We start from the raw sequence: 20,701 nt of genomic DNA, 5'->3' as shown, positions 1-20,701 counted from the left end.
GCGCCATGGATCTCGGCGCCGGTCCTGCCTCGGCATTGTTCAGTTGAGCGTCAGTTGAATTGCTTCAGGAAACGCAGATCGCCTTCATAGAACAGGCGCAAGTCGTTGATGCCATAGCGCAGCATGGTCAGGCGCTCAAGGCCGGAGCCGAACGCGAAGCCGATGTATTGCTCGGGATCGAGACCCATGTTGCGCACCACGCTCGGATGCACCTGACCGGCGCCGGAGACTTCCAGCCAGCGGCCCTTCAGGGGACCGCTGCCGAAGGCGATGTCGATTTCCGCCGACGGCTCGGTGAATGGGAAATACGAAGGACGGAAGCGCACCTGCAGGTCGTCGGTCTCGAAGAAGGCCTTGACGAAGTTGAGGTACACACCCTTGAGGTCGGCGAAACTGATGTCTTCGGCAATCCACAGGCCTTCGACCTGGTGGAACATCGGCGAGTGGGTTGCATCGCTGTCGACGCGATAAGTGCGGCCCGGGGCGATGACCTTGATCGGCGGCTTGTTCATGCGCGCATAGCGAACCTGCATCGGGCTGGTATGCGTACGCAGCAGCAGCGGTTTGCCTTGCGTGTCGTTGCCTTCGATGTAGAAGGTGTCCTGCATCGAACGCGCCGGATGATTTTCCGGGCTGTTCAGTGCGGAGAAATTGGTCCAGTCGGTTTCGATTTCCGGACCATCGGCGACATCGAAGCCGATCGAGCGGAAGATTTCTTCAACGCGTTCCCACGAGCGCATCACCGGATGGATGCCACCCTTGGCGCGGCCGCGGCCCGGCAAGGTGACGTCGATCGCTTCGGCGTTCAGGCGCTCCTGCATCTGGGCGTTGGCAAGAGCGTCGCGGCGCGCGGTCAGCGCGTTCTCGATCTGCTCCTTGGCGGCGTTGATGACGGCGCCCTGCACTTTGCGCTCTTCCGGCGCCAGCTTGCCCAAGCCCTTCATCTGCTCGGTGATCTGGCCGGTCTTGCCAAGATATTTGGCTTTGGCGTTTTCCAGGGCGGCGGCGTCAGGTGCGCCGGCGAAATCGGCCTGGGCCTGTGCAACGAGTTGTTCTAGGGAATTCATGCGGTAAGTCTCGCTCCATTCAGATGGAAGTCTGAGTAATCCAAAAGCCGTTCGGCTTTGACGACGAAGTCGAAAAAATGAAATCGAAAGTGAAATCGAAATGAAAACAGCTGCTTCAAAAACCGCTGCAAATTTCAGTGTGAAATCGCCATGTAAAAGCGACTGTCTGAAACGACTGCGGGGCACAGGTATTTCACCTCTGCCCCGCAGGATTTTTGCAGTGCCGTCCGGCACCGGACGACGACTGCAGCAACACGGCTAATTACTTAGCGATGTTGGCCTTCACCTGATTGACAATCGCAGCGAACGCTGGCTTGTCAGTCACGGCCATGTCGGCCAGAACCTTACGGTCCAGTTCGATCGAAGCACGCTTCAGGCCGTTCATGAACACGCTGTATGTCACGCCATGCTCACGAGCAGCAGCGTTGATACGAGCGATCCACAGTGCACGGAAAACGCGCTTCTTGTTGCGGCGGTCACGGTATGCGTATTGACCAGCGCGCATGACTGCTTGCTTGGCGATACGATAGACGGTGCTGCGGCGACCACGGTAACCCTTGGCTTGCGCCAGGACTTTTTTATGACGGGCACGTGCTGTTACCCCACGTTTAACTCTAGGCATAGTAGCTCCTTAGTAATGAGTGAGGTTAGGCGTTCGGCATCATGCGCATGACTGATACGACGTCTGCAGCATTGACATTGGTAATACCGCGCAACTGGCGTTTAACTTTTGTGGTTTTCTTGGTCAAGATGTGGCGCTTGAAAGCGTGACCACATTTGATCGTTCCACCTGGACGTACACGGAAGCGCTTTTTGGCGCTGCTTTTCGTCTTCATTTTTGGCATGACACTATCTGTCCTTTTTTGGACAGCTCCATTTTTTGATGATTGCAGGTGGCAGCAATGCGCTGCTCTTTGATGCCTGCTCTCACTTATTGGCAGCAGTTTTCACTGCTGCTTTTGCGAGAAACAAAAGAACTGCTTCCCGACAAAATCTTCGGCTTCGCTACAGCTATCGCTTGCGGACCGGGATACGCATCGCAAAGACTTATCCTGCGATGCGCGAAGAAGCATGGCTGCTTCTTCTTGCTTTATGGAAGAAACAAGTTTTGCTTACTTCTTCTTTTTTGGCGCCAGGACCATGATCATCTGGCGTCCTTCCATCTTCGGAAACTGCTCGACCTGGCCAAACGGCTCCAGATCAACCTTCAGGCGCTCCAACACGCGCATGCCGATTTCCTGGTGAGCCATCTCACGGCCGCGGAAACGCAGCGTGATCTTGGTCTTGTCACCCTCTTCCAGGAACTTGGTCAGGTTACGCACCTTGATGTTGTAATCGCCGTCATCCGTGCCAGGGCGGAATTTGACTTCCTTGACCTGAATGACTTTCTGCTTCAGCTTGGCTTCATGAGCTTTCTTCTGCTCCTGATATTTGAACTTGCCATAATCCATCAGGCGCGCAACAGGAGGTTGTGCGGTCGGTGCGATTTCCACCAGATCCACATTAGCCTCTTCCGCCAGACGGAAAGCTTCAGCCAAATTGACGATGCCAAGCGGCTCGTTATTGACCCCGGATAAACGCAATTCCGGTGCTGTAATTTCACCGTTGATGCGATGCGACTTGTCAGTAGCTATTGCAGTTTCCTTTTAACGTCCAATAAATTAAGCCGTGCTCTTGCGCTGGAAGGAGCTTGGCTCCTTTAGGCTTTGGTTTCCACCTCGGTTTTGAGGCGTTCCACCAAGACATCGATAGGCATGACACCCAGATCGACATTGCCCCGCGCACGCACGGCCACTGTGTTTGTATCGCGCTCTTTATCGCCGACCACCAAAATATAGGGCGGCTTCTGTAAAGAATGCTGCCGTATTTTATAGGTAATCTTCTCGTTACGCAAATCGGTCACGACTCTAAACCCTTGTTTTTTCAGCGTTTGAGCAACGTTTTTGACGTATTCGGCTTGCGCATCGGAAATATTCAGGATTACAACTTGCTCGGGAGCAAGCCACAGCGGCATGGCGCCGGCGTGATTTTCGATCAGAATCGCGATGAATCGCTCCAGCGAGCCGACAATCGCACGGTGCAGCATGACCGGGACCTTGCGGTCGTTGTCTTCCGTGACATATTCCGCACCCAGGCGCGCCGGCATCGAGAAATCGACCTGCATGGTGCCGCACTGCCAGGAACGGCCGATCGAATCCTTCAGGTGGTATTCGATCTTCGGACCGTAGAAGGCGCCCTCGCCCGGCAACTCTTCCCACTCAGTGCCGGAGGCACGGATGGCTTCGCGCAAGGCGTTTTCGGCCTTGTCCCACACGGCTTCTTCACCGATGCGTTTTTCCGGGCGCAACGCCAGCTTCACGGCGACGTCGGTAAAGCCGAAGTTGTCATAAACCTCGCGCACCACCTTGTTGAAGGCGGCTACTTCGTCCTGGATCTGGTCTTCGGTACAGAAGATGTGACCATCATCCTGGGTAAAGCCGCGCACGCGCATCATGCCGTGCAAGGCACCGGACGGCTCGTTGCGATGGCATTGGCCGAATTCGCCGTAGCGCAGCGGCAGGTCGCGGTAGCTGTGCAGACCGGAGTTGTAGATCTGGATGTGGCCAGGGCAATTCATCGGCTTCAGCGCGTAAGCGCGATTTTCCGACTCGGTCGTGAACATGTTTTCACGATAGTTTTCCCAGTGGCCGGTCTTTTCCCACAGCGAGCGATCGAGGATTTGCGGCGCCTTGACTTCCTGGTAGCCGCTGTCCTGGTACACGCGACGCATGTATTGCTCGACCTGCTGCCAGATCGACCAGCCCTTCGGATGCCAAAAAATCAAACCCGGCGCTTCGTCCTGGAAGTGGAAGAAGTCCAGCGCGCGGCCCAGCTTGCGGTGATCGCGCTTCTCCGCCTCTTCCAGCATGTGGAGGTAGCTTTCCTGGTCTTCCTTCTTGGCCCAGGCGGTGCCGTAGACACGCTGCAGCATCTCGTTGTTGGAGTCGCCGCGCCAGTAGGCGCCGGCCAGCTTCATCAGCTTGAAGACCTTCAGCTTGCCGGTGGATGGCACGTGCGGGCCGCGGCACAAGTCGGTGAAGCTGCCTTCGGTGTAAAGCGACACATCCTGGTCTTGCGGAATGGATTCGATGATTTCGGCCTTGTAGGCTTCGCCGATGGACTTGAAGTAAGCCACCGCCTCGTCGCGCGGCAATACCTTGCGGGTGACGGGCTCGTCCTTCTTGGCCAGCTCGGCCATTTTCTTTTCGATCGCGACCAAGTCTTCCGGGGTAAACGGACGCTTGTAGGCAAAGTCGTAATAGAAGCCGTTGTCGATCACCGGACCGATGGTCACCTGGGCATCCGGGAACAGCTCTTTCACCGCGTACGCCAGCAAGTGGGCGGTCGAGTGACGAATCACTTCCAGGCCATCCGCATCCTTGTCGGTGACGATGGCCAGGTCGGAATCCTTTTCGATCAGGAAAGACGTATCGACCAGCTTGCCGTCGACCTTGCCGGCCAGCGCCGCTTTGGCCAGGCCGGCGCCGATGTTGGCGGCGACTTGCGCCACGGTGACGGGCGCATCGAATTGACGTTGCGAACCATCGGGGAGACGAACTGAGACCATTTTGAACTCCATCCCGGCAAATTTTGCCGAAGCTTGATTTATAGAATGCGGAAAATGCGGACGAAAAAAAACGCGGACCAGCCGCGCTTTTTCAGAAGACGAAAAAGAACCCGACTAGCGTCGCGTAGTGACCTTGGTGGTAGTTCGCGGTGTCATAACCGGTTTGCCTTTCTCGCTCTTACAGATGTTGGGGTGGTGCTGAATAGTTCGATATTGCAGGACATGGCAAAAACAACCATGAAGCAGGCAAGGATTATAGCAACAATCAAAAAATGTCGCATCCCATACGTGGAAATACCGATACAAGAACAGACTCCCAAGGCCCAGCCCTATCTGGAAAGTGGCCTCAAGAGGAACCTGCTCTTGTATCGGTACGGCAAGCGAAGACGCGCGGCAATTGGAATAGAGTACCGATACAAGAGAAGATTCACGCCACCCAGTCCTATCTGGAAAGTGGCGGCGCGAAAGGTGAATCTACTCTGGTATCGGCACAGGAAATTGCAATGCACTGCTTGGAGTGCCGATACAAGAGAAGATTCCGGCCACCCAGTCCTATCTGGAAAGTGGTGGCGCGAAAGGTGAATCTACTCTGGTATCGACACGGCAACCGACAATGTACAGATGTGCACGCGCAATGCGGATACAAGAGTAGATTCCCGTCGCCCAGTCCTATCTGGAAAGTGGCAACGACGAAAGGTGAATCTGCTCTGATATCGGCACGAACGCCGAAAACTGAACATGCGCAAGAAAGCCGCGTGCGAAAAACAACTTGTGTATCGAGGAAGATTTACAGATGAATTGCTGCTACAGACATGACCGGGAACCGGTCAAAAATGAAGAAGTAATGCGGAGTAACCTTCACCAGCTGACCGAACACTTTTTATTGATTTTCGGCCTGCCGCCCGGTTGTGAACCGAGGAACAACGAACAATATAGCACATAATTTGATTATGTCAAAGCCGCAGGCGCAAATAAATTACGCGCCTGCGGCACACCATGCATTAACTAGGCGTTCAGCGCGGCCGCCAGCACGCGCGCAACGTGGACGGCCTCCCTCCCCGCGCCGTCGTGGATCTGGTGACGGCAACTGGTTCCATCGGCCACCACGATCGCATCCGCCGCCGCCTTGCGCACCGCGGGCAACAGCGACAGTTCGCCCATCGCCATCGACGCTTCGTAATGTTCCTCTTCATAGCCGAAGCTGCCGGCCATGCCGCAGCACGACGATTCCACCACGGACACTTCCGCCTGCGGAATCCATTGCAGCACCGTCGGTACAGGGCGGAAGGCGTCGAAGGCTTTTTGATGGCAGTGACCGTGCAGCACGATCTTGCCGGACGCCAGCGGCTTCAGGTCGAGCTTCAGCTTGCCTGCCTTGTGTTCCTGCACGAGGAATTCTTCAAACAGGAAAGCCGACTTCGCCAGTTGTTTCGCTTCGTCGCCATAACCGTAATTGAGGAATTCGTCGCGCAAAGAGAGCAGACAGGATGGCTCCAGCCCGACCACCGCCACGCCCCTGCGCACGTACGGCATCAGCGCATCCAGCGTGCGGCGCGCTTCCGCCTTGGCCTGATCGACGAGCCCGGCGGCCAGGTACGTGCGGCCGCAACACAAGGGCCGTTGCCCGGGCAAGGTATTGAAATGCACCTTGTAACCGGCGGCCTCCAGCACCTGCTGCGCGGCACGAGCGTTCTCCGGCTCGATGTTGTTGTTGAAGGTATCGACGAAAAGCAGGGCTTCCTTGCCGGTATTCGGCTCCGCTGTACTGCTTGCGTTACTCAAAAACGATTTTCGGAAACGCGGCAATGACCGCTGCGGCGCCAGCCCCATCAACCCTTTCACCCATCCCGAAATCAGCGGGATCTTTTCCGCCAGCGCCAATGCACCGCCGACACTACCGGCATAGGATGCGTAAGCCGGCATGTAGGCGATCAGCTTGTCGCGCAGACGGGTACCGTTTTTGGCGGCCCATGCTGCGCGTGCTTCGATCTTCACCTTGGCCATGTCGACGCCGGTCGGACAATCGCGCTTGCAGCCTTTACAGGAGACACACAGGTCCAGCACTTCCTTGACCTCGGGACTGGCCAGCCCGTCACTGCCCAGCTGCCCCGACAAGGCCAGCCGCACGGTGTTGGCGCGGCCGCGCGTGACGTGTTTTTCGTCGTGCGTGACGCGATAGCTCGGACACATGGTGCCGGCGTCGAACTTGCGGCAGTGGCCGTTGTTGTTGCACATCTCGACCAGCTTGGCGAGGCCGCCGCTGCGGTCGCCGCCGCTGCCGGGCGCGCTTTCCTTGCCGGTCAGGGGATCGCGCTTGACGTTCCATTGCGACCAGTCCAGCGCCGGGCTGTACGGCAATTCGCGGTAACCTGGAGCGAAGCGGAAGTTGACCGCATCGTCCATCTTCGGCGGCCGCACGATCTTGTCCGGGTTAAAGCGATTGTCCGGATCGAACAAGTCCTTGATCTCGCTGAAGGCGGCATTGAGTTTCGGTCCGTACTGCCACGCCACCCACTCGCCCCGGCACAGGCCGTCGCCGTGTTCGCCGGAATACGCGCCCTTGTATTTGCGCACCAGCACGGCGGCGGCTTCCGCGATCTCACGCATGTCCTTGGCGCCGCCGCGGCGCATGTCGAGGATAGGCCGCACATGCAAGGTGCCGACGCTGGCGTGGGCGTACCAGGTACCCTCGGTACCGTATTTGTGGAAGACTTCGGTGAGCTGACGCGTGTACTCGGCCAGATGCTCCAGCGGCACGGCGCAGTCTTCGATGAAAGACACCGGCTTGCCGTCGCCCTTCATGCTCATCATGATGTTCAGCCCGGCCTTGCGCACATCCCACAGCGCCTTCTGCTCGTTGGCGACCGGCATGTCGACGACGGAGCCGGGCAATCCGAGGTCCCCCATCAGCTCGCTCAACAGTTTCAGTTTTTCAAGCTGTTGGTCGAGATTCTCGCCGGCAAATTCCACCAGCAGGATTGCTTCGGGCCGTCCGACCAGCGCCTTTTCGATTACCGGTTTGAAGGCCGGATTGCTGATCGCCAGGTCGATCATGGTGCGGTCGACCAGCTCGACCGCGGTCGGTCCCAGTTTGACGATGTGCTGGGTCATGTCCATCGACTGGTAAAACGTCGGGAAGTTGACCACGCCCAGCACCTTGTGCGCCGGCAGCGGCATCAGCGCCAGGGTGATCTGGCGGCTGTAGGCCAGCGTGCCTTCGGAGCCGATCAGGATGTGCGCCAGGTTGGCGACGCCGTCATCGGTGTAGGCGCGCGGATTCTGGCAATCGAAGATGTCGATGTTGTAGCCGGCCACGCGCCGCAGGACCTTGGGCACGCGCTCGACGATTTCGCCGCGCTCGCGCTGCGCGATGGTTTGCAAGCCGCGCACGATGTCGCCGATGCGGCCGCTGCCCGGCATCTCGGGCAAACGACCGAAGCGGCCTTCGGTACCGTCGGCCAGCACCGCATCAATGGCCAGCACGTTGTGCACCATGTTGCCGTATTCGATCGAGCGTGAACCGCAGGAGTTGTTGCCCGACATGCCGCCTATCGTGCATTGCGCCGCCGTCGACACGTCGACCGGGAACCACAGGCCGTGCGGCTTGAGCCAAGCGTTGAGATGATCGAGCACCATGCCCGGTTCAACCGTAATCGTCCGCGCAACCGGATCGAAATCAACCACCTGATTGAGGTATTTGCTGTTGTCGATGACCAGCGCCTCGCCCACGGTCTGGCCGCACTGGCTGGTGCCCGCGCCCCGCGCCAGCACCGGCAGGCGATGCTGGCGCGCGATGTCGAGCGCCAGCTTCAGGTCGGCCTGATCGCGCGGCACCACCACGCCCAGCGGCATGATCTGATAGATGGACGCATCGGTGGCATAACGGCCGCAGTCAGCCTTGCCGAACATGACGTCGCCGCGCATCTCGCGCTGCAATTGCATGGCGAATGGCGTAGCGGCTGCAGAGTTCCGCCCGCTTGGCGGAACCAGATGGATGGGCTTGACCAGCATGAAGTAGTCCTGTCAAAAACAAAGATAAGAGCCGGCTGAATATGCTCAGCTCAATTCAAAATGAATCGGCGGCAAGCCGGCGACCTGTCCAATCACCATGCCCGGCTCTTGCGGGAAAAACATGTCGGTGTACGAACCGGCGGTGATCACCGTGCCGCCCGGAATCGCAATGCCGCGCGCGCTGCAATGATTGACCAGCCAGCTCAGCAAGCGACGCGGATCGCCGGCCGGATTGACACCCTGCCCCTTGAACACGTCGGCGCCGTTGAAGGTCAGATGCACGTCGGGACGGCGGAAATTGAAATCGTCGCGATAGTCGGCAAGCTCGCCGATCACCAGTGCGCCGTGATTTTGCAAATCGGCCAGTTGATTCAGCCTGGGTACATCGGGCCAGCCGGCCAGGCGACTGGAGACGATTTCGATGGAAGCGCCCATCGACGAAATGCACTCCATCACTTCGGCATCCGACACCGGCGCATTGCGCGGCTTGAAATCGCAGTCGAAGCAAAACATGATTTCCAGCTCCAGCCCGAGCACCGCAAACGCACTGCGCCGAATCACCGAGGAAGCCGGGTGAATGCCGCCCAGCGGCAACGGCGCGCCCTGGATCGGTCCGGACTCGGACTTGGCGCCGATCTTCCAGCCGCCGATGGTGGCGTGGCTGCGCCGCAGGAAAGCCTGTTGCGCCAGATAGGCGTCGTCGCTGTCTGCCGGCTCCAGCTCAGGCGGCACGATGGCCGTCGCCTGCTGTGAATAGGCGTCGCTCAGAAGATGGCCGAGTTCCTCGGCTGCGGAAAGTAAAGTCGTCATGGCTATCCCGATGGAATGTTGCAAGGAGAACGCCGCCGGTCAGGCGCGGCATTCTCACCTGGACGCAATCAGGCGCGGGCCTTGATCGCCTGGCCGCCGGCATCCGGCGTGGTGTTTTCGAACTTGCTGTCCGGCTGCATGCGGAACGCCAGCAGCACGCCAAATCCCATCAGCACCATGCTGCCGAGGAACGGCAGTTCCCAGTTGCCGGTCTTGTCGATCAGGTAGCCCGACAGCACCGGCGAAATGATCGCGGCCAGTGCCGAACCGGTATTCATCATGCCGCTGGCGGTGCCCGAATATTCAGGCGCGATATCCATCGGAATCGCCCACATCGGACCGATCGTCATTTCAGCGAAGAAGAAACCTGCGCTCAGGCTGATGATGGACACATACAGGTTGTGCGTGAACATCAGCGGCAGCAGCGACAGCAAGGTCAGCAGCATGCACACCGACACCATGTAGCTGCGGGCGCGCTTGAGGTTGCCGGTGTTTCTCAGGATCTTGTCGCTGACGATGCCGCCTAGTGTGTCGCCCACCACGCCGGCGAAGAACACGCTGGAAGCGAACAGCGCCGATTTCTTGATGTCGAGGTCATAGCTATGCAGGAAGTACTGCGGGATCCAGCTCAGGAACAGCCACAAGGTCCAGCCGTAGCAGAAGTAGACGATCGTCACGGGCATCATGCGCTTGAACAGCGGCCCCCATGGAATCTTCGGGCTCTTCTTTTTTCCGGGTGGCAGGATCGCCAGTTCTTCCGACGTGATGCGCGGATGCTTGGCCGGATCTTCGGTGAACACGAAGGCCCACACAATCACCCACACCAGGCTGAACGCGCCGAAGATGTAGAACGATTCGCGCCAGCCGTGCACCGCCATGATCCATACCACCGCCGCCGGCGCCACCGCATTGCCGATCCGTGCGAAGGCATGCGTGATGCCCTGGGCGAAACCCCGCTTGTCTTTCGCCACCCAGCGCGACATCGCCGTGGTCGCCGCCGGGAAGGTTGCGCCTTCGCCCAGGCCGAGCAGCAAACGCGCCAGCAGCAACGACACCAGGCCTCCCGCGAAACCGGTCAGCACCGTCGCCAGCGCCCACAGCAAGCCGCAGTAAATCAGCGTGCGGCGCGCACCGAACTTGTCGCTGACCCAGCCACCGATGATCTGAAACACTAAATAGGGATAGGCGAAGGCGGAAAAGACCAGACCGATTTCCGTCTTCGAGAGATTGAATTCCTTGGCAAAACCGGCCGCGGCGGTGCTGACGTTGACGCGATCAAGGTAAGTGATGAAATACATCATGCATAACATCAATAGCACGACCGTAGTCGCGCGCAAGCGCAGGTGTCTCATTGCTTTGTCTCCAGTATTGGTGCGCCGGCGCGCCGTGAAACCTGTGGTTTCGATTCCTCTGTGGGATGTTGCAGCACCGGTCTTTCGTTATTGATCCACTTTGCCGGTGCCGTCCTTGCGTAAGGTCTGCACCGGCGTTCTTTCCTCCGTTATTGCTTTTTCTTTTGCCAAACCAGGCAGGTCAGATGATCACGCGACCTTCAGCGCCGGCTTGTTTTTCTTCGCCGTCAGGTTGTCCATCGCGGCCTGTACGCCACTGCCGGCCAGCTTCACGCCCGCGAGCTTCAGCCCCATTTCGCAGCCGGCCAGCGTCGCCATCAGCGTCAGGTCGTTGGCTTCGCCCAAATGGCCGATGCGGAACATGCCGCCCTTCATCTTGCCCAGGCCGGTGCCGAGCGACATGTTGAAGTTCTCGTAAATCACTTTTCGGATCGCATCGGCGTCGAAGCCGGCCGGCGTCATCACGCCCGTCAGCACCGGCGAATACACCGCAGGATCGGCGCACTGAATCTCCAGACCCCAGGCCGTGACGGCTTGGCGGCAGGCTTCGGCCAGACGCTCATGACGCGCGAAGACGTTGTCCAGGCCTTCGCCCAGAATCATTTCCAGCGCTTCGTGCAAGCCGTACAGCAGGTTGGTGTTGGGGGTGTACGGCCAGTAGCCGGTGGCGTTCATCTCGATGATTTCGCCCCAGCTCCAGAAGGCTTTCGGCAACTTGGAGGATTTACTCGCTTCGATCGCCTTCTTCGAGACGGCGTTGAAACTGATGCCCGGCGGCAGCATCAGGCCCTTTTGCGAACCGGAGACGGTGACGTCGACGCCCCACTCGTCATGGCGATAATCCGCCGAGGCCAGGCCCGAGATGGTGTCGACCAGCAGCAGCGCCGGATGGCCGGCGGCGTCGATGGCGCGGCGCACCGAGGCGATGTCGGAAGTCACGCCGGTCGAGGTTTCGTTGTGCACCACGCACACCGCCTTGATCTGATGGCCGCTGTCCTTGCGCAGGCGCTCTTCGATCAGGTCGGCCTGCACGCCGCGGCGCCAGCCTTCGATGCCGGGCAAGCCGAGGAACTCCGGCTTCAGGCCCAGCGCTTCGGCCATCTTCTTCCACAGCGTGGCGAAATGACCGGTTTCGTACATCAGCACGGTGTCGCCTGCGCTCAGGGTATTGGTCAGCGCCGCTTCCCAGGCGCCAGTACCGGAGGCCGGGTAGATGATGACCGGTTGCTCGGTCTTGAAAATCTTCTTGATGCCGGCCAACACCTGCAGACCCAGCGCGCCGAATTCCGGGCCGCGATGGTCGATGGTCGGCAAGCTCATGGCGCGCAAGATGCGATCAGGCACAGGGCTCGGACCCGGGATTTGCAGGAAATGACGGCCGGCTGGATGAAAGTCGAGTTTTAACATTTACTTCTCCTTTGAAATTCGTCTCTGGAAATTGCTCTTTTATCGAATTTTGTATTTTGAATGCAAAATACTTTATCAGTGAGATCAGGAGAGGTAAAGGATTTTTTGATCGTTGCAGTCCTTACTCCTGGTACGGAGTCGGGGCGATGATTTTGGTAGAAAACCCTGTATATATAGGCACTTGGGATCACCGACACGCACTTGGCGGCAATATTTTTCATCCATACAACACACAAAAGCTGGTATTTTTGCAATGAAGCGATGGATGCTAAAATAGCGCCAAGCAGCAAATTAAGGATTTTGAATGCAAAATTCAGCCATTGAATTGATTAACAAGCCCGACCAGACCGAGCAGCAAACCAGCCCCGCCGCCCTACCGAAACTGGAGCGCCAGCGCCTGCACGACACGGTCGTCGAGCATCTGCGCAACCTGATCGTGGAAGCGGTGCTGATGCCGGGCACCAAACTGAACGAACGCGAACTGTGCGAGACGCTGGGCATTTCGCGCACGCCGCTGCGCGAAGCATTGAAGGTATTGGCCGCAGAAGGCCTGATCGAAATTTCGCCAAATCGCGGCGCCTCGGTGTCGAAGATGACCGAGACCGAGATCTGGGAAACCTTCGAACTCATGAGCGGCCTGGAAGCCATGTCCGGCGAGCTGGCGTGCGAACGCATCACGCCGGTGGAAGTGGCCGAGATCAAGGCGCTGCACTACGCCATGCTGGCCTGCAAGGCGCAGAACGACCTGCCCGGCTATTACAGCCGCAACCAGGCCATCCACAACAAGATCAACGAAGCTGCACGCAACTCGGTGCTGCACCAGACCTACCTCGGCCTGAACCGCCGCCTGCAGGCGCTGCGCTTCAAATCGAACTTCCGTCCGGAGAAATGGGACAGCGCCGCGCACGACCACGACGAAATGGTTAAGGCGCTGGAAGCGCGCGACGGCAAGCGCCTGGCCGCGATCCTGCGCCAGCATCTGCTGGACAAGCGCGACGCGGTGTTGAACGTGCCAGTGCCGCCGGTCGCAAACGAAGCGCCTGCGGGGAAAACGAATAATCAATAAAAACAGTTGGGAAGTTGTCGCTGAAGGCCATCGCTTGCGGTGGCTTTTTTTTGGCTGGAAGAAAAATCGAGCGCGGAAGAAAAGAAGAGAAAATCCGAAGAGAAAATCCGGAAGACAAAAAGCAAAAATGGAAGCCGGGACTGCGCTTCCATTGTGTATTTGCTTTTGATGCTGTTTTTACGAAGCCTTGCTGCCTGCTTCGATACCAATATTCGACAACATCAAGAATATTGGTAGGCACGATTGGACTCGAACCAACGACCCCTACCATGTCAAGGTAGTGCTCTAACCAGCTGAGCTACGCGCCTAGTGAAGAAGCGAGATTATAGGGGCATTTTTTATTTTTGGCTAGTCTTGGCGAAAAGTTTTTAAAAATATCTTCTCGGACAGCTTTTCAAAAATCAGGCAGCCGCCCGCAACCCCTACTGCCGCCTGGCTTCCAGCACACCCTTCACTTCGCGGATCACGGTCAGCGCCTTTTGCAATTGCGCAGTCGAACCGATCTCGGCGGTGAAGCCCATGCGCGCCTGTCCTTTCATGCTTTGCGTGCTGACGCCGATGACGTTGATCTTTTCGCGCAGGAAGATTTCCGAAATATCGCGCAGCAAACCCTGGCGATCGCCCGCCAGCACAAAGATATCGACCGGGTAGACCGTGTCCTTGCCGGAAGCGCCCCATTCGGTCTGGATCACGCGTTCAGGCGCCTTGCTGCTCATCTCGGTGAAATTCTTGCAGGTCAGCCGATGAATCGACACGCCCTTGCCGCGCGTGACGAAGCCCACGATGGTATCCGGTGGCGCCGGCTTGCAGCAACGCGCCAGCTGCGTCATCAGGCCTTCAGTGCCGACCACCAGCACGCCGGACTTTGCCCCCTGCACCACGCTTGAGGCGCGGCTCTTGCGCGTGATGGAGGCCTCATCGGGCTCGGTGTGCTTATTTTCCTTGCCTTCCTCGCCTTCATGCAGCATCTGCTCGATCTGGCGCGGGCTGAATTCATCCTTGCCCAGCGACAGGCACAGATCATCGACCTTGCCGAAGCCGAGCTTGTGCGCCAGCTCTTCCAGGTTGACGGCGGTCTTGCCTTCGCGCTGCAGCGTTTTTTCCAGCACGGTGCGGCCGTGCGCCAGCGTCTCTTCCTGTTCGATGGCGTTGAACCAGGCGCGCACCTTGGAGCGCGTGCGCGAACTGGCGGCATAACCGGTGCTCAGCCAGTCGCGCGAGGGGCCGACGCCGGGGCCGCTCTTGACGGTGATGATGTCGACGGTCTGACCGTTCTTCAACGGCGTATTGAGCGGCACCATGACGCCGTCGACGCGCGCACCGCGGCAGCGATGGCCGACGTCGCTGTGCAGGTGATAGGCGAAGTCGATCGGCGTGGCGCCGTTCGGCAGTTCGATAACGCGCGCTTGCGGGGTCAGGACATAGATGCGCTCGTCGAGCGTGGTCGACTTGAGCTTCTCGACCCAGTCGCGGCGCACTTCTTCCTGCTCCACGACAGCGTCCGACACTTCGCTCTTCCATGCCAGCAGCTGACGCAGCCAGGCGATCTTTTCGTCGTACTTCTGCGCGGCGAAATTGGAACCGCCGCTTTCCTTGTAACGCCAGTGCGCTGCCACGCCGTATTCGGCGAAGTGATGCATCTCGCGCGTGCGGATCTGCACTTCCAGCGGACGGCCGTCTTCGGCCACCACGACAGTGTGCAGCGACTGGTAGCCGTTCTGCTTGGGCCGCGAAATGTAATCGTCGAATTCCTTGGGAATCGGCACCCAGATGTTGTGGATGATGCCGAGCACCGTGTAGCAATCCTTGACGTCGTCGACGATGACGCGGAAGGCGCGCACGTCGTACAGCTCGGAGAAGTCGATGGACTTGCCGCGCATCTTGTTCCAGATGCTGTAGATGTGCTTGGGACGCCCCGAGACTTCCGCCTTGATCTCGGCGGTAGTCAATTCGGTGCGCAGGCGCTCGATGGCGGTGGCGACAAACTCCGCGCGCTCGATGCGCTTCTCTTCCAGCATCTTGGCGATGCGCTTGTACGTGACCGGCTCGATGAAACGGAAGGACAGATCCTCCAGCTCCCATTTGAGCTGCCAGATGCCGAGGCGATTGGCCAGCGGCGCATAGAGATCGAAAGTCTCGCGCGCATATTGCGCGGTGGTCTCGTTCTCCATCTTGTTCTCGGCGAAGTAGCGCAAGGTCGTCACGCGCGAAGCCAGGCGCACCAGCACCACGCGCATGTCGGTGGCCATTGCCAGCAGCATCTTGCGCAGCGTTTCGATCTGCGCCGCGGCCTGTTGCGCGGCATTCTTGCCGCGCAGGACTTCCTGCGGATGCTGGAAGGTCAGGCCGTGGAAACGCATCAGCTGGCGCACACCGGCGACCAGGTCGCCGATGTCCTTGCCGTAGCGCTCTTCAATTGTCGCCGCCACATCGAGGTCGAGGAGATGCAGCTCGAACAGCAGCCCGGCGATGCGTGTTTCGGCATCGACATTGAGCGCCGTCAGTACGCCGGCCACGCCCTGCACGAATGCCAGCGCGTCCTGTCCCGACGTGATCGGCTTGCCGCGATAGATCGGCTCGACGAAGGCCAGCGCCTCCAGCACGCGTGCGCTGTCTTCCGGACTCAGGCCGGCGACGATGGAGGCGTTGCCCTCCTGCTGAACTGCGACGACAGAAACCATGAAACCTTTGCCTGATTCGATAAACGTTGAAGACTGCCTTGGAACGTGCGCCGGAAGATTATTTTTGAGCAGCGACGATGATGATCTCGACCAGCAATTCCGGACGCGCCAGCTTGGCTTCGACGGTCGCGCGCGGCGGCGTGTTGCCGGTGGCCACCCACGCATCCCAGACCGCGTTCATGCCTTCGAAATCCTTGACGTCGGCGATGTAGATCTGGCACGACAGGATATGTTCCTTGCTGCTGCCGGCTTCAGCGAGCAGGCGATCGATGTGGCCCAGCACTTCGCGCGTCTGGCCTTCGATGTTCTGGGTGGTGTCTTCGGCGATCTGGCCCGCCAGATAGACTGTGCCGTTATGGATGGCGGCCTCGGAAAGACGCTTGCCGACGTGCAGACGTTGAACTGTCATGATGTTTCCTTTCAATCAATAAGAGCCCGGTCAGGATGAAATCAACCGAGCAAAAAGTCCTTGGCGACCTGGATTTGCTGAGCATGCATGAAGGTCGGCGCATGGCCGACACCCTCCAGCTCCACCAGTTTCGCCTTGGGACCGCGTTGTGTCATGGCCTGCGCCACCTCGGGCAGCAACAGGTCGGATTGCGCGCCGCGCACCAGCAGCGTCGGACAGCGGATCGCATCGTAGGCGGCCCACAGCATGGCTTCGCCGATGCTGGCCGCTTCCGGCGTCATGGTCTTGAACGGTTCGGCCAGGCGCAGGTCGTAATGACGCTTCCACTTGCCCTCTTCGTCCTGGCGCAGGACGTCGCTTGCCAGCTTGTGCCACTCCTCGTCCGTATGCGGACCGAAGCTCGCCGAAATCGTGCGGATGTACAGCGCCGCTTCGTCGAACGCGTCGAAGCGCACATCCTGCCCGATGTATTCACCGATGCGCGCCAGAGCCGCGCCGTTGATGGACGGGCCAATATCGTTGAGCACCAGGCGGCGAATTGGATTGTCCCGCAAGGATGCCAGCCCCATGCCGATCAGGCCGCCCATCGAGGTGCCGAACCAGTCGACGCTGTCGGCATCGAGCCGCGCCAGCAGCGTGACCATGTCGCTGACGTATTGCGGAATCGCGTAATGCTGCGGATTGCCCAGGCGACCGGAACGCCCCCGTCCGACCACGTCGGGACACACCACCCGATAGGTGTCGCACAAATCGCGCGCCATCACGTCAAAATCATCACTCACGCGCGTGACGCCGTGGACGCAGACCAGCACATTCGGATTGTGCGCGTCGCCCCACTCTTTGTAAGCCATGGAATGCAAACCGGCAGGCGAAATACATTGAACTGTCTTCAATACAGCTTGTGTCATGGTCTCAACCGATTTGAATTGGAATAGCCCACATTTTACTACCTGCGTGGATGTTACAGACTGGAAATGCCGGGCGACGGCAATCCGCGCCGGCGGAAGCGAATGTGCGTTGACAGGCGTTACATCGACAAAAACCGCGAAATGCATGACGCTGCGGAAACATTCGCGCAAATCCGGCCAAAGTCGCTGCTATAATGCGTTCCTTTTCCGGCCTCCTGCGCCGGAAACACCCAAGGCCTGAGTGGTGAAATTGGTAGACACAGCGGACTTAAAATCCGCCGCTTACCTGGAAAGGGGCGTGCCGGTTCAAGTCCGGCCTCAGGCACCAAGAAGCATGGCAGGATCGTACGCAAAAGTCGTGAAAAAGCCGCTCAAACGCAAGTTTCAGCGGCTTTCTGTTTTACGGCGATCGGTGTTATTTCAGATCCGACTGCCGATGCGCTTCACGCCGTCAGGGAAAGTAGCGCCGGATCTCGCCGGCGATATCGACGCCATTCTCTTCCAGCGCGAAATGTCCGGTGTTGTAGTAATGGACACCGGCAGCCGGAATCAGGGCCTTGATCACGTCGCCGCCAGTGGGCGAGAAAATCGGATCGTTGCGTCCCCATACGACAAGCGTGCGCGGCTGCCGGGATCGCAGGTAGTCTTGCCAGGCCGGATACAGCGCCAGGCTCGACGGAATATCGAGTTGCAGATCGGTCATGATGCGACGCTTTTCCGGGTCGTTCAATGCATAGGCGTCGACCGCCCAGGAATCCGGATTGAGTTGTTCGGGATGCGCGGCGCCGAACTGGTGCAGCAGATTTGAAGTCGCCTGCACGACGCGCGCCGCCGCCGCCGCGCGCTTCTCGGGCGTCATCGGACCGACGGCGCCGGCCTGGATTGCAGCAAGCCTCTTGCCATCCCAGCCGTCCAGTGAGACCGGCGAGTTCTGGATGATCAATCCGTCCACCCGTTCCGGATTGCGCACCGCCATGCGCATGCCGACCGGCCCGCCGAAATCCTGCATGTACAGAATGTAGTTGGACAGATTGAGCTTGACTGCGAAATCTGCCATCACGGTCGCCAGGTTGTCGAAGGTCGGCTTGAATTTTTCAGCTGCGGGTGCTTCGCTGGCGCCCATGCCCGGATAGTCCGGCGCCACCACATGAAAACGGTCCGCCAGCAATGGCATCAGATCGCGGAACATTGCCGATGAAGAAGGAAAGCCGTGCAGCAAGAGCAAGGTGGGCGCGCGCGGATTGCCTGCTTCCCGATAAAAAATGTCGATGTTGTCGACGACGGCATGACGATAGCTGACCGTCGGCGCGTCTGCCGCCTTCGCTGCAATCGGTGCGGCAGCGATTGCAGCCAATATCAGGGCTGCCAATGTTGGGCCGATTTTCATTCATTGATCTCCGATAGATTTACTGCGATTGCCAATTACCTGCCGCAGTTGTCCGACAGCAGAATGCGCACCTGTCTTCTCATGGCACTGGGAGATCCGCGATGCCAAGACCTGGAACATACCTGCGAGATGAAAATGCAAGACGCTGTTTACTCTCCCGGCACGACAACGGAATTCAGATCGTTCCGTGCGCTTGCCGGCAAGTCCTTCTCCCTCGGCATGATCAGATACATCAGCACCAGGCAAACCGCCGCAATCAACGCAGCGCCAATGCTGGTGGAGGCAAAACCGGCATCAAACGCATGGCGCAGGGCATCCTGGTAGCGCGAGAAATCCACTCCGCCGGCATGCGCTTGCGCCGCTTCACCTGCAACGAAATGCTTTGCCAGTTCCCGCGCGGCGTCGGGAGAAAGTCCCAGGCTCGCCGCACGATCCGAAAACAATCTGCTGGTTGTCGCGGCCAGCACGGCGCCCAGCGCTGCGACGCTGAGCAACAAACCGGTAAAGCGGACGGTAGCGCTGACGCCCGACGCCATGCCGGCGCGCTCTGCCGGAATCGCGCCTTGCAAGGCTTTTGCCGTTTCGCTGTTGAGCAATCCGGCGCCGACGCCTGCCCAGATCATCACCGCAGCGAAGACGCCATAACTCATGTCCGACACGCTCACCAGCGCCATCAACAGATTGGCGGACGCCGTGATCGCCAGCGCCATGCCGAGGATGGTCTTTGACGAAATCATGGCCGACAGGCGTGCGCCCACCTTGGGAATCAGGAACATCGGCAGCGCAAACGGCAACATCGCCAGGCCGGCTGCTGCGGGCTCGTAGCCGTAGGCTTTCTGAAGATAGACCGGAAGATAGAAGATCATCACCTGCGCACCGCCGGCATAACCGATCATCGCCAGTGCGCTGCCAGTAAAGCGCGATGTCGTCAGCAGCGAAAAGTCGACCATCGGATCTTGCTGCCGCCCTTCCACGACAACAAACAGCAGCAGCAACACGATACCGCCGGCAAGCCGCAAGGAAATGGCGGCGCTGCTCCAGCCGAGCGCATTGCCGTCGATGACTGCCCAGGTAAGCAGGAACAGGCCGACGCTGAAGGTAGCCACGCCGGCGTAGTCCAACTTCTTGGCCACCGGTGATTTCGATTCGGGAATGATCTTTTGCGTGGCGAACATCAGCACGGCACAAATCGGGACATTGATCAGGAACACCCAGTTCCAGCCCCAGTAGTTCGAGATCACGCCGCCGATGATGGGACCGCATGTGATGGCAATGCCCAGGCAAGATCCCCAGAACGCATAGGCGCGGGCGCGTTCCTTGCCCTGGAATTCGTTGTTGATGATGGCCAGCGCAGCCGTCAGCAACAGGCTCGCGCCGATGCCCTGCACGGCCCGCGCCAGGTTCAGCAGCAGCGGCGACGTGGCGATCCCGCACAACAGCGACGCCAGTGCGAAGATGAACTGCCCCAGCAAGATGGCTTTCTTGCGGCCGTAGATGTCCGCCCATGATCCGGCCGCAAGCAGCAACGCAGCGAAAGGAAGGACGTAAGCGGTAATGACCCATTGCAAGGCGGAAAAATCCGCCCCGATGGAACGCGCGATCGTCGGCAGCGCAACCGCCACCACATTGGAATCGAGCATCACCAGCGACGAAACGATGGCGGCAATGTAAAGGATGCGGTTTGCCTCGGCCGGGTTACGGGCAGCATTCATTTTGTTTCCATCTCCACATCGTCGGATCAGTCAGAAAGAGGTGTAACTATCATTTAGATAGTAATATTACTATCATTATGAAAGTAATTCATCATTTAATTGAATGATCAATCGAAGTGTCGCCAAAACATCTGCCCGAAGGCGCGCGCTTACCTTGGCATTGCGGGAATACAGCGGGGGGGGGGGAGTATTGGTTTGGCGGAACAGACGCCCACAAAAAACAGCGTTGGCCGTGCGCCGGCCAACGCATTGAAGGCAATCAGACAGCAGACACGGAGAAGCCG

The 20,701-nt window shown here is 58.9% G+C and carries 15 protein-coding genes and 2 tRNA genes; 2 read left to right on the top strand and 15 right to left on the bottom strand.

Annotated elements, in window-relative coordinates:
* Window positions 1–50 precede the first annotated feature (50 nt).
* The 9 genes from pheS to ACIROY_RS11795 form a co-directional block, all read right to left on the bottom strand.
* Window positions 51–1,067 carry a phenylalanine--tRNA ligase subunit alpha gene (pheS, locus tag ACIROY_RS11835; RefSeq protein WP_402272952.1) on the bottom strand — a complete coding sequence of 339 codons (1,017 nt, stop codon included), beginning with the start codon at window positions 1,065–1,067 and terminating at the stop codon, window positions 51–53.
* Between the two features lie 262 nt (window positions 1,068–1,329).
* Complete coding sequence (gene rplT, locus ACIROY_RS11830) at window positions 1,330–1,689, bottom strand: 50S ribosomal protein L20 (RefSeq protein WP_007882754.1); 360 nt, start codon at window positions 1,687–1,689, stop codon at window positions 1,330–1,332.
* Window positions 1,690–1,714: 25 nt separating this feature from the next.
* Window positions 1,715–1,912 carry a 50S ribosomal protein L35 gene (gene rpmI, locus ACIROY_RS11825; protein ID WP_083830894.1) on the bottom strand — a complete coding sequence of 66 codons (198 nt, stop codon included), beginning with the start codon at window positions 1,910–1,912 and terminating at the stop codon, window positions 1,715–1,717.
* 267 nt (window positions 1,913–2,179) lie between these two features.
* Entirely contained in the window at window positions 2,180–2,701 is a 522-nt protein-coding gene (gene infC / locus ACIROY_RS11820; RefSeq protein WP_083457935.1) for a translation initiation factor IF-3, read from the bottom strand.
* A gap of 65 nt (window positions 2,702–2,766) precedes the next feature.
* Window positions 2,767–4,674 (bottom strand): threonine--tRNA ligase, encoded by a 1,908-nt coding sequence (gene thrS / locus ACIROY_RS11815; protein WP_402272956.1) that lies wholly within the window; start codon window positions 4,672–4,674, stop codon window positions 2,767–2,769.
* Between the two features lie 1,005 nt (window positions 4,675–5,679).
* Entirely contained in the window at window positions 5,680–8,685 is a 3,006-nt protein-coding gene (locus ACIROY_RS11810) for an FAD-binding and (Fe-S)-binding domain-containing protein (protein ID WP_402341682.1), read from the bottom strand.
* A 45-nt stretch (window positions 8,686–8,730) separates the two neighbouring features.
* Window positions 8,731–9,495: a 2-keto-4-pentenoate hydratase gene (locus tag ACIROY_RS11805; protein ID WP_402341680.1), complete on the bottom strand. Its 765-nt coding sequence runs from the start codon at window positions 9,493–9,495 to the stop codon at window positions 8,731–8,733.
* Between the two features lie 68 nt (window positions 9,496–9,563).
* Window positions 9,564–10,847: an MFS transporter gene (locus ACIROY_RS11800; protein ID WP_402272965.1), complete on the bottom strand. Its 1,284-nt coding sequence runs from the start codon at window positions 10,845–10,847 to the stop codon at window positions 9,564–9,566.
* Window positions 10,848–11,036: 189 nt separating this feature from the next.
* The gene (locus ACIROY_RS11795; protein WP_402341679.1) at window positions 11,037–12,254 is read right to left on the bottom strand and encodes a pyridoxal-phosphate-dependent aminotransferase family protein; all 1,218 of its coding nucleotides are present in this window, start codon (window positions 12,252–12,254) and stop codon (window positions 11,037–11,039) included.
* A 304-nt stretch (window positions 12,255–12,558) separates the two neighbouring features.
* Here ACIROY_RS11795 and ACIROY_RS11790 point away from each other — a divergent pair, with 304 nt between their 5' ends.
* The gene (locus ACIROY_RS11790) at window positions 12,559–13,320 is read left to right on the top strand and encodes a GntR family transcriptional regulator (RefSeq protein ID WP_402341677.1); all 762 of its coding nucleotides are present in this window, start codon (window positions 12,559–12,561) and stop codon (window positions 13,318–13,320) included.
* A 231-nt stretch (window positions 13,321–13,551) separates the two neighbouring features.
* On the opposite strand, the gene ACIROY_RS11785 is transcribed toward ACIROY_RS11790, so the two are convergent.
* The 4 genes from ACIROY_RS11785 to ACIROY_RS11770 form a co-directional block, all read right to left on the bottom strand.
* Window positions 13,552–13,628 (bottom strand) — tRNA-Val (locus ACIROY_RS11785).
* Between the two features lie 114 nt (window positions 13,629–13,742).
* Window positions 13,743–16,001, bottom strand: coding sequence for a RelA/SpoT family protein (locus ACIROY_RS11780; protein WP_402272973.1), 2,259 nt, complete (start codon window positions 15,999–16,001; stop codon window positions 13,743–13,745).
* 58 nt (window positions 16,002–16,059) lie between these two features.
* Window positions 16,060–16,410 carry a RidA family protein gene (locus tag ACIROY_RS11775; protein WP_402272976.1) on the bottom strand — a complete coding sequence of 117 codons (351 nt, stop codon included), beginning with the start codon at window positions 16,408–16,410 and terminating at the stop codon, window positions 16,060–16,062.
* Window positions 16,411–16,451: 41 nt separating this feature from the next.
* Window positions 16,452–17,318 (bottom strand): alpha/beta fold hydrolase, encoded by an 867-nt coding sequence (locus ACIROY_RS11770; protein ID WP_402341675.1) that lies wholly within the window; start codon window positions 17,316–17,318, stop codon window positions 16,452–16,454.
* Window positions 17,319–17,553: 235 nt separating this feature from the next.
* Between ACIROY_RS11770 and ACIROY_RS11765 the strand changes: the two genes are divergently transcribed.
* Window positions 17,554–17,646, top strand: a tRNA-Leu gene (locus ACIROY_RS11765).
* A 123-nt stretch (window positions 17,647–17,769) separates the two neighbouring features.
* Here the strand turns inward: ACIROY_RS11765 and ACIROY_RS11760 are convergent.
* Window positions 17,770–18,705: an alpha/beta fold hydrolase gene (locus ACIROY_RS11760; RefSeq protein WP_402341673.1), complete on the bottom strand. Its 936-nt coding sequence runs from the start codon at window positions 18,703–18,705 to the stop codon at window positions 17,770–17,772.
* A gap of 149 nt (window positions 18,706–18,854) precedes the next feature.
* Window positions 18,855–20,417: an MFS transporter gene (locus ACIROY_RS11755; RefSeq protein ID WP_402341671.1), complete on the bottom strand. Its 1,563-nt coding sequence runs from the start codon at window positions 20,415–20,417 to the stop codon at window positions 18,855–18,857.
* Window positions 20,418–20,701 lie beyond the last annotated feature (284 nt).

Origin of the sequence: Herbaspirillum sp. NPDC101396 (assembly GCF_044767365.1) — a bacterium.
Classification (GTDB): Bacteria; Pseudomonadota; Gammaproteobacteria; order Burkholderiales; family Burkholderiaceae_D; genus Herbaspirillum.
Note: the sequence above shows the minus strand (reverse complement) of the source record. Positions and strands in the feature narration are given on the sequence as shown.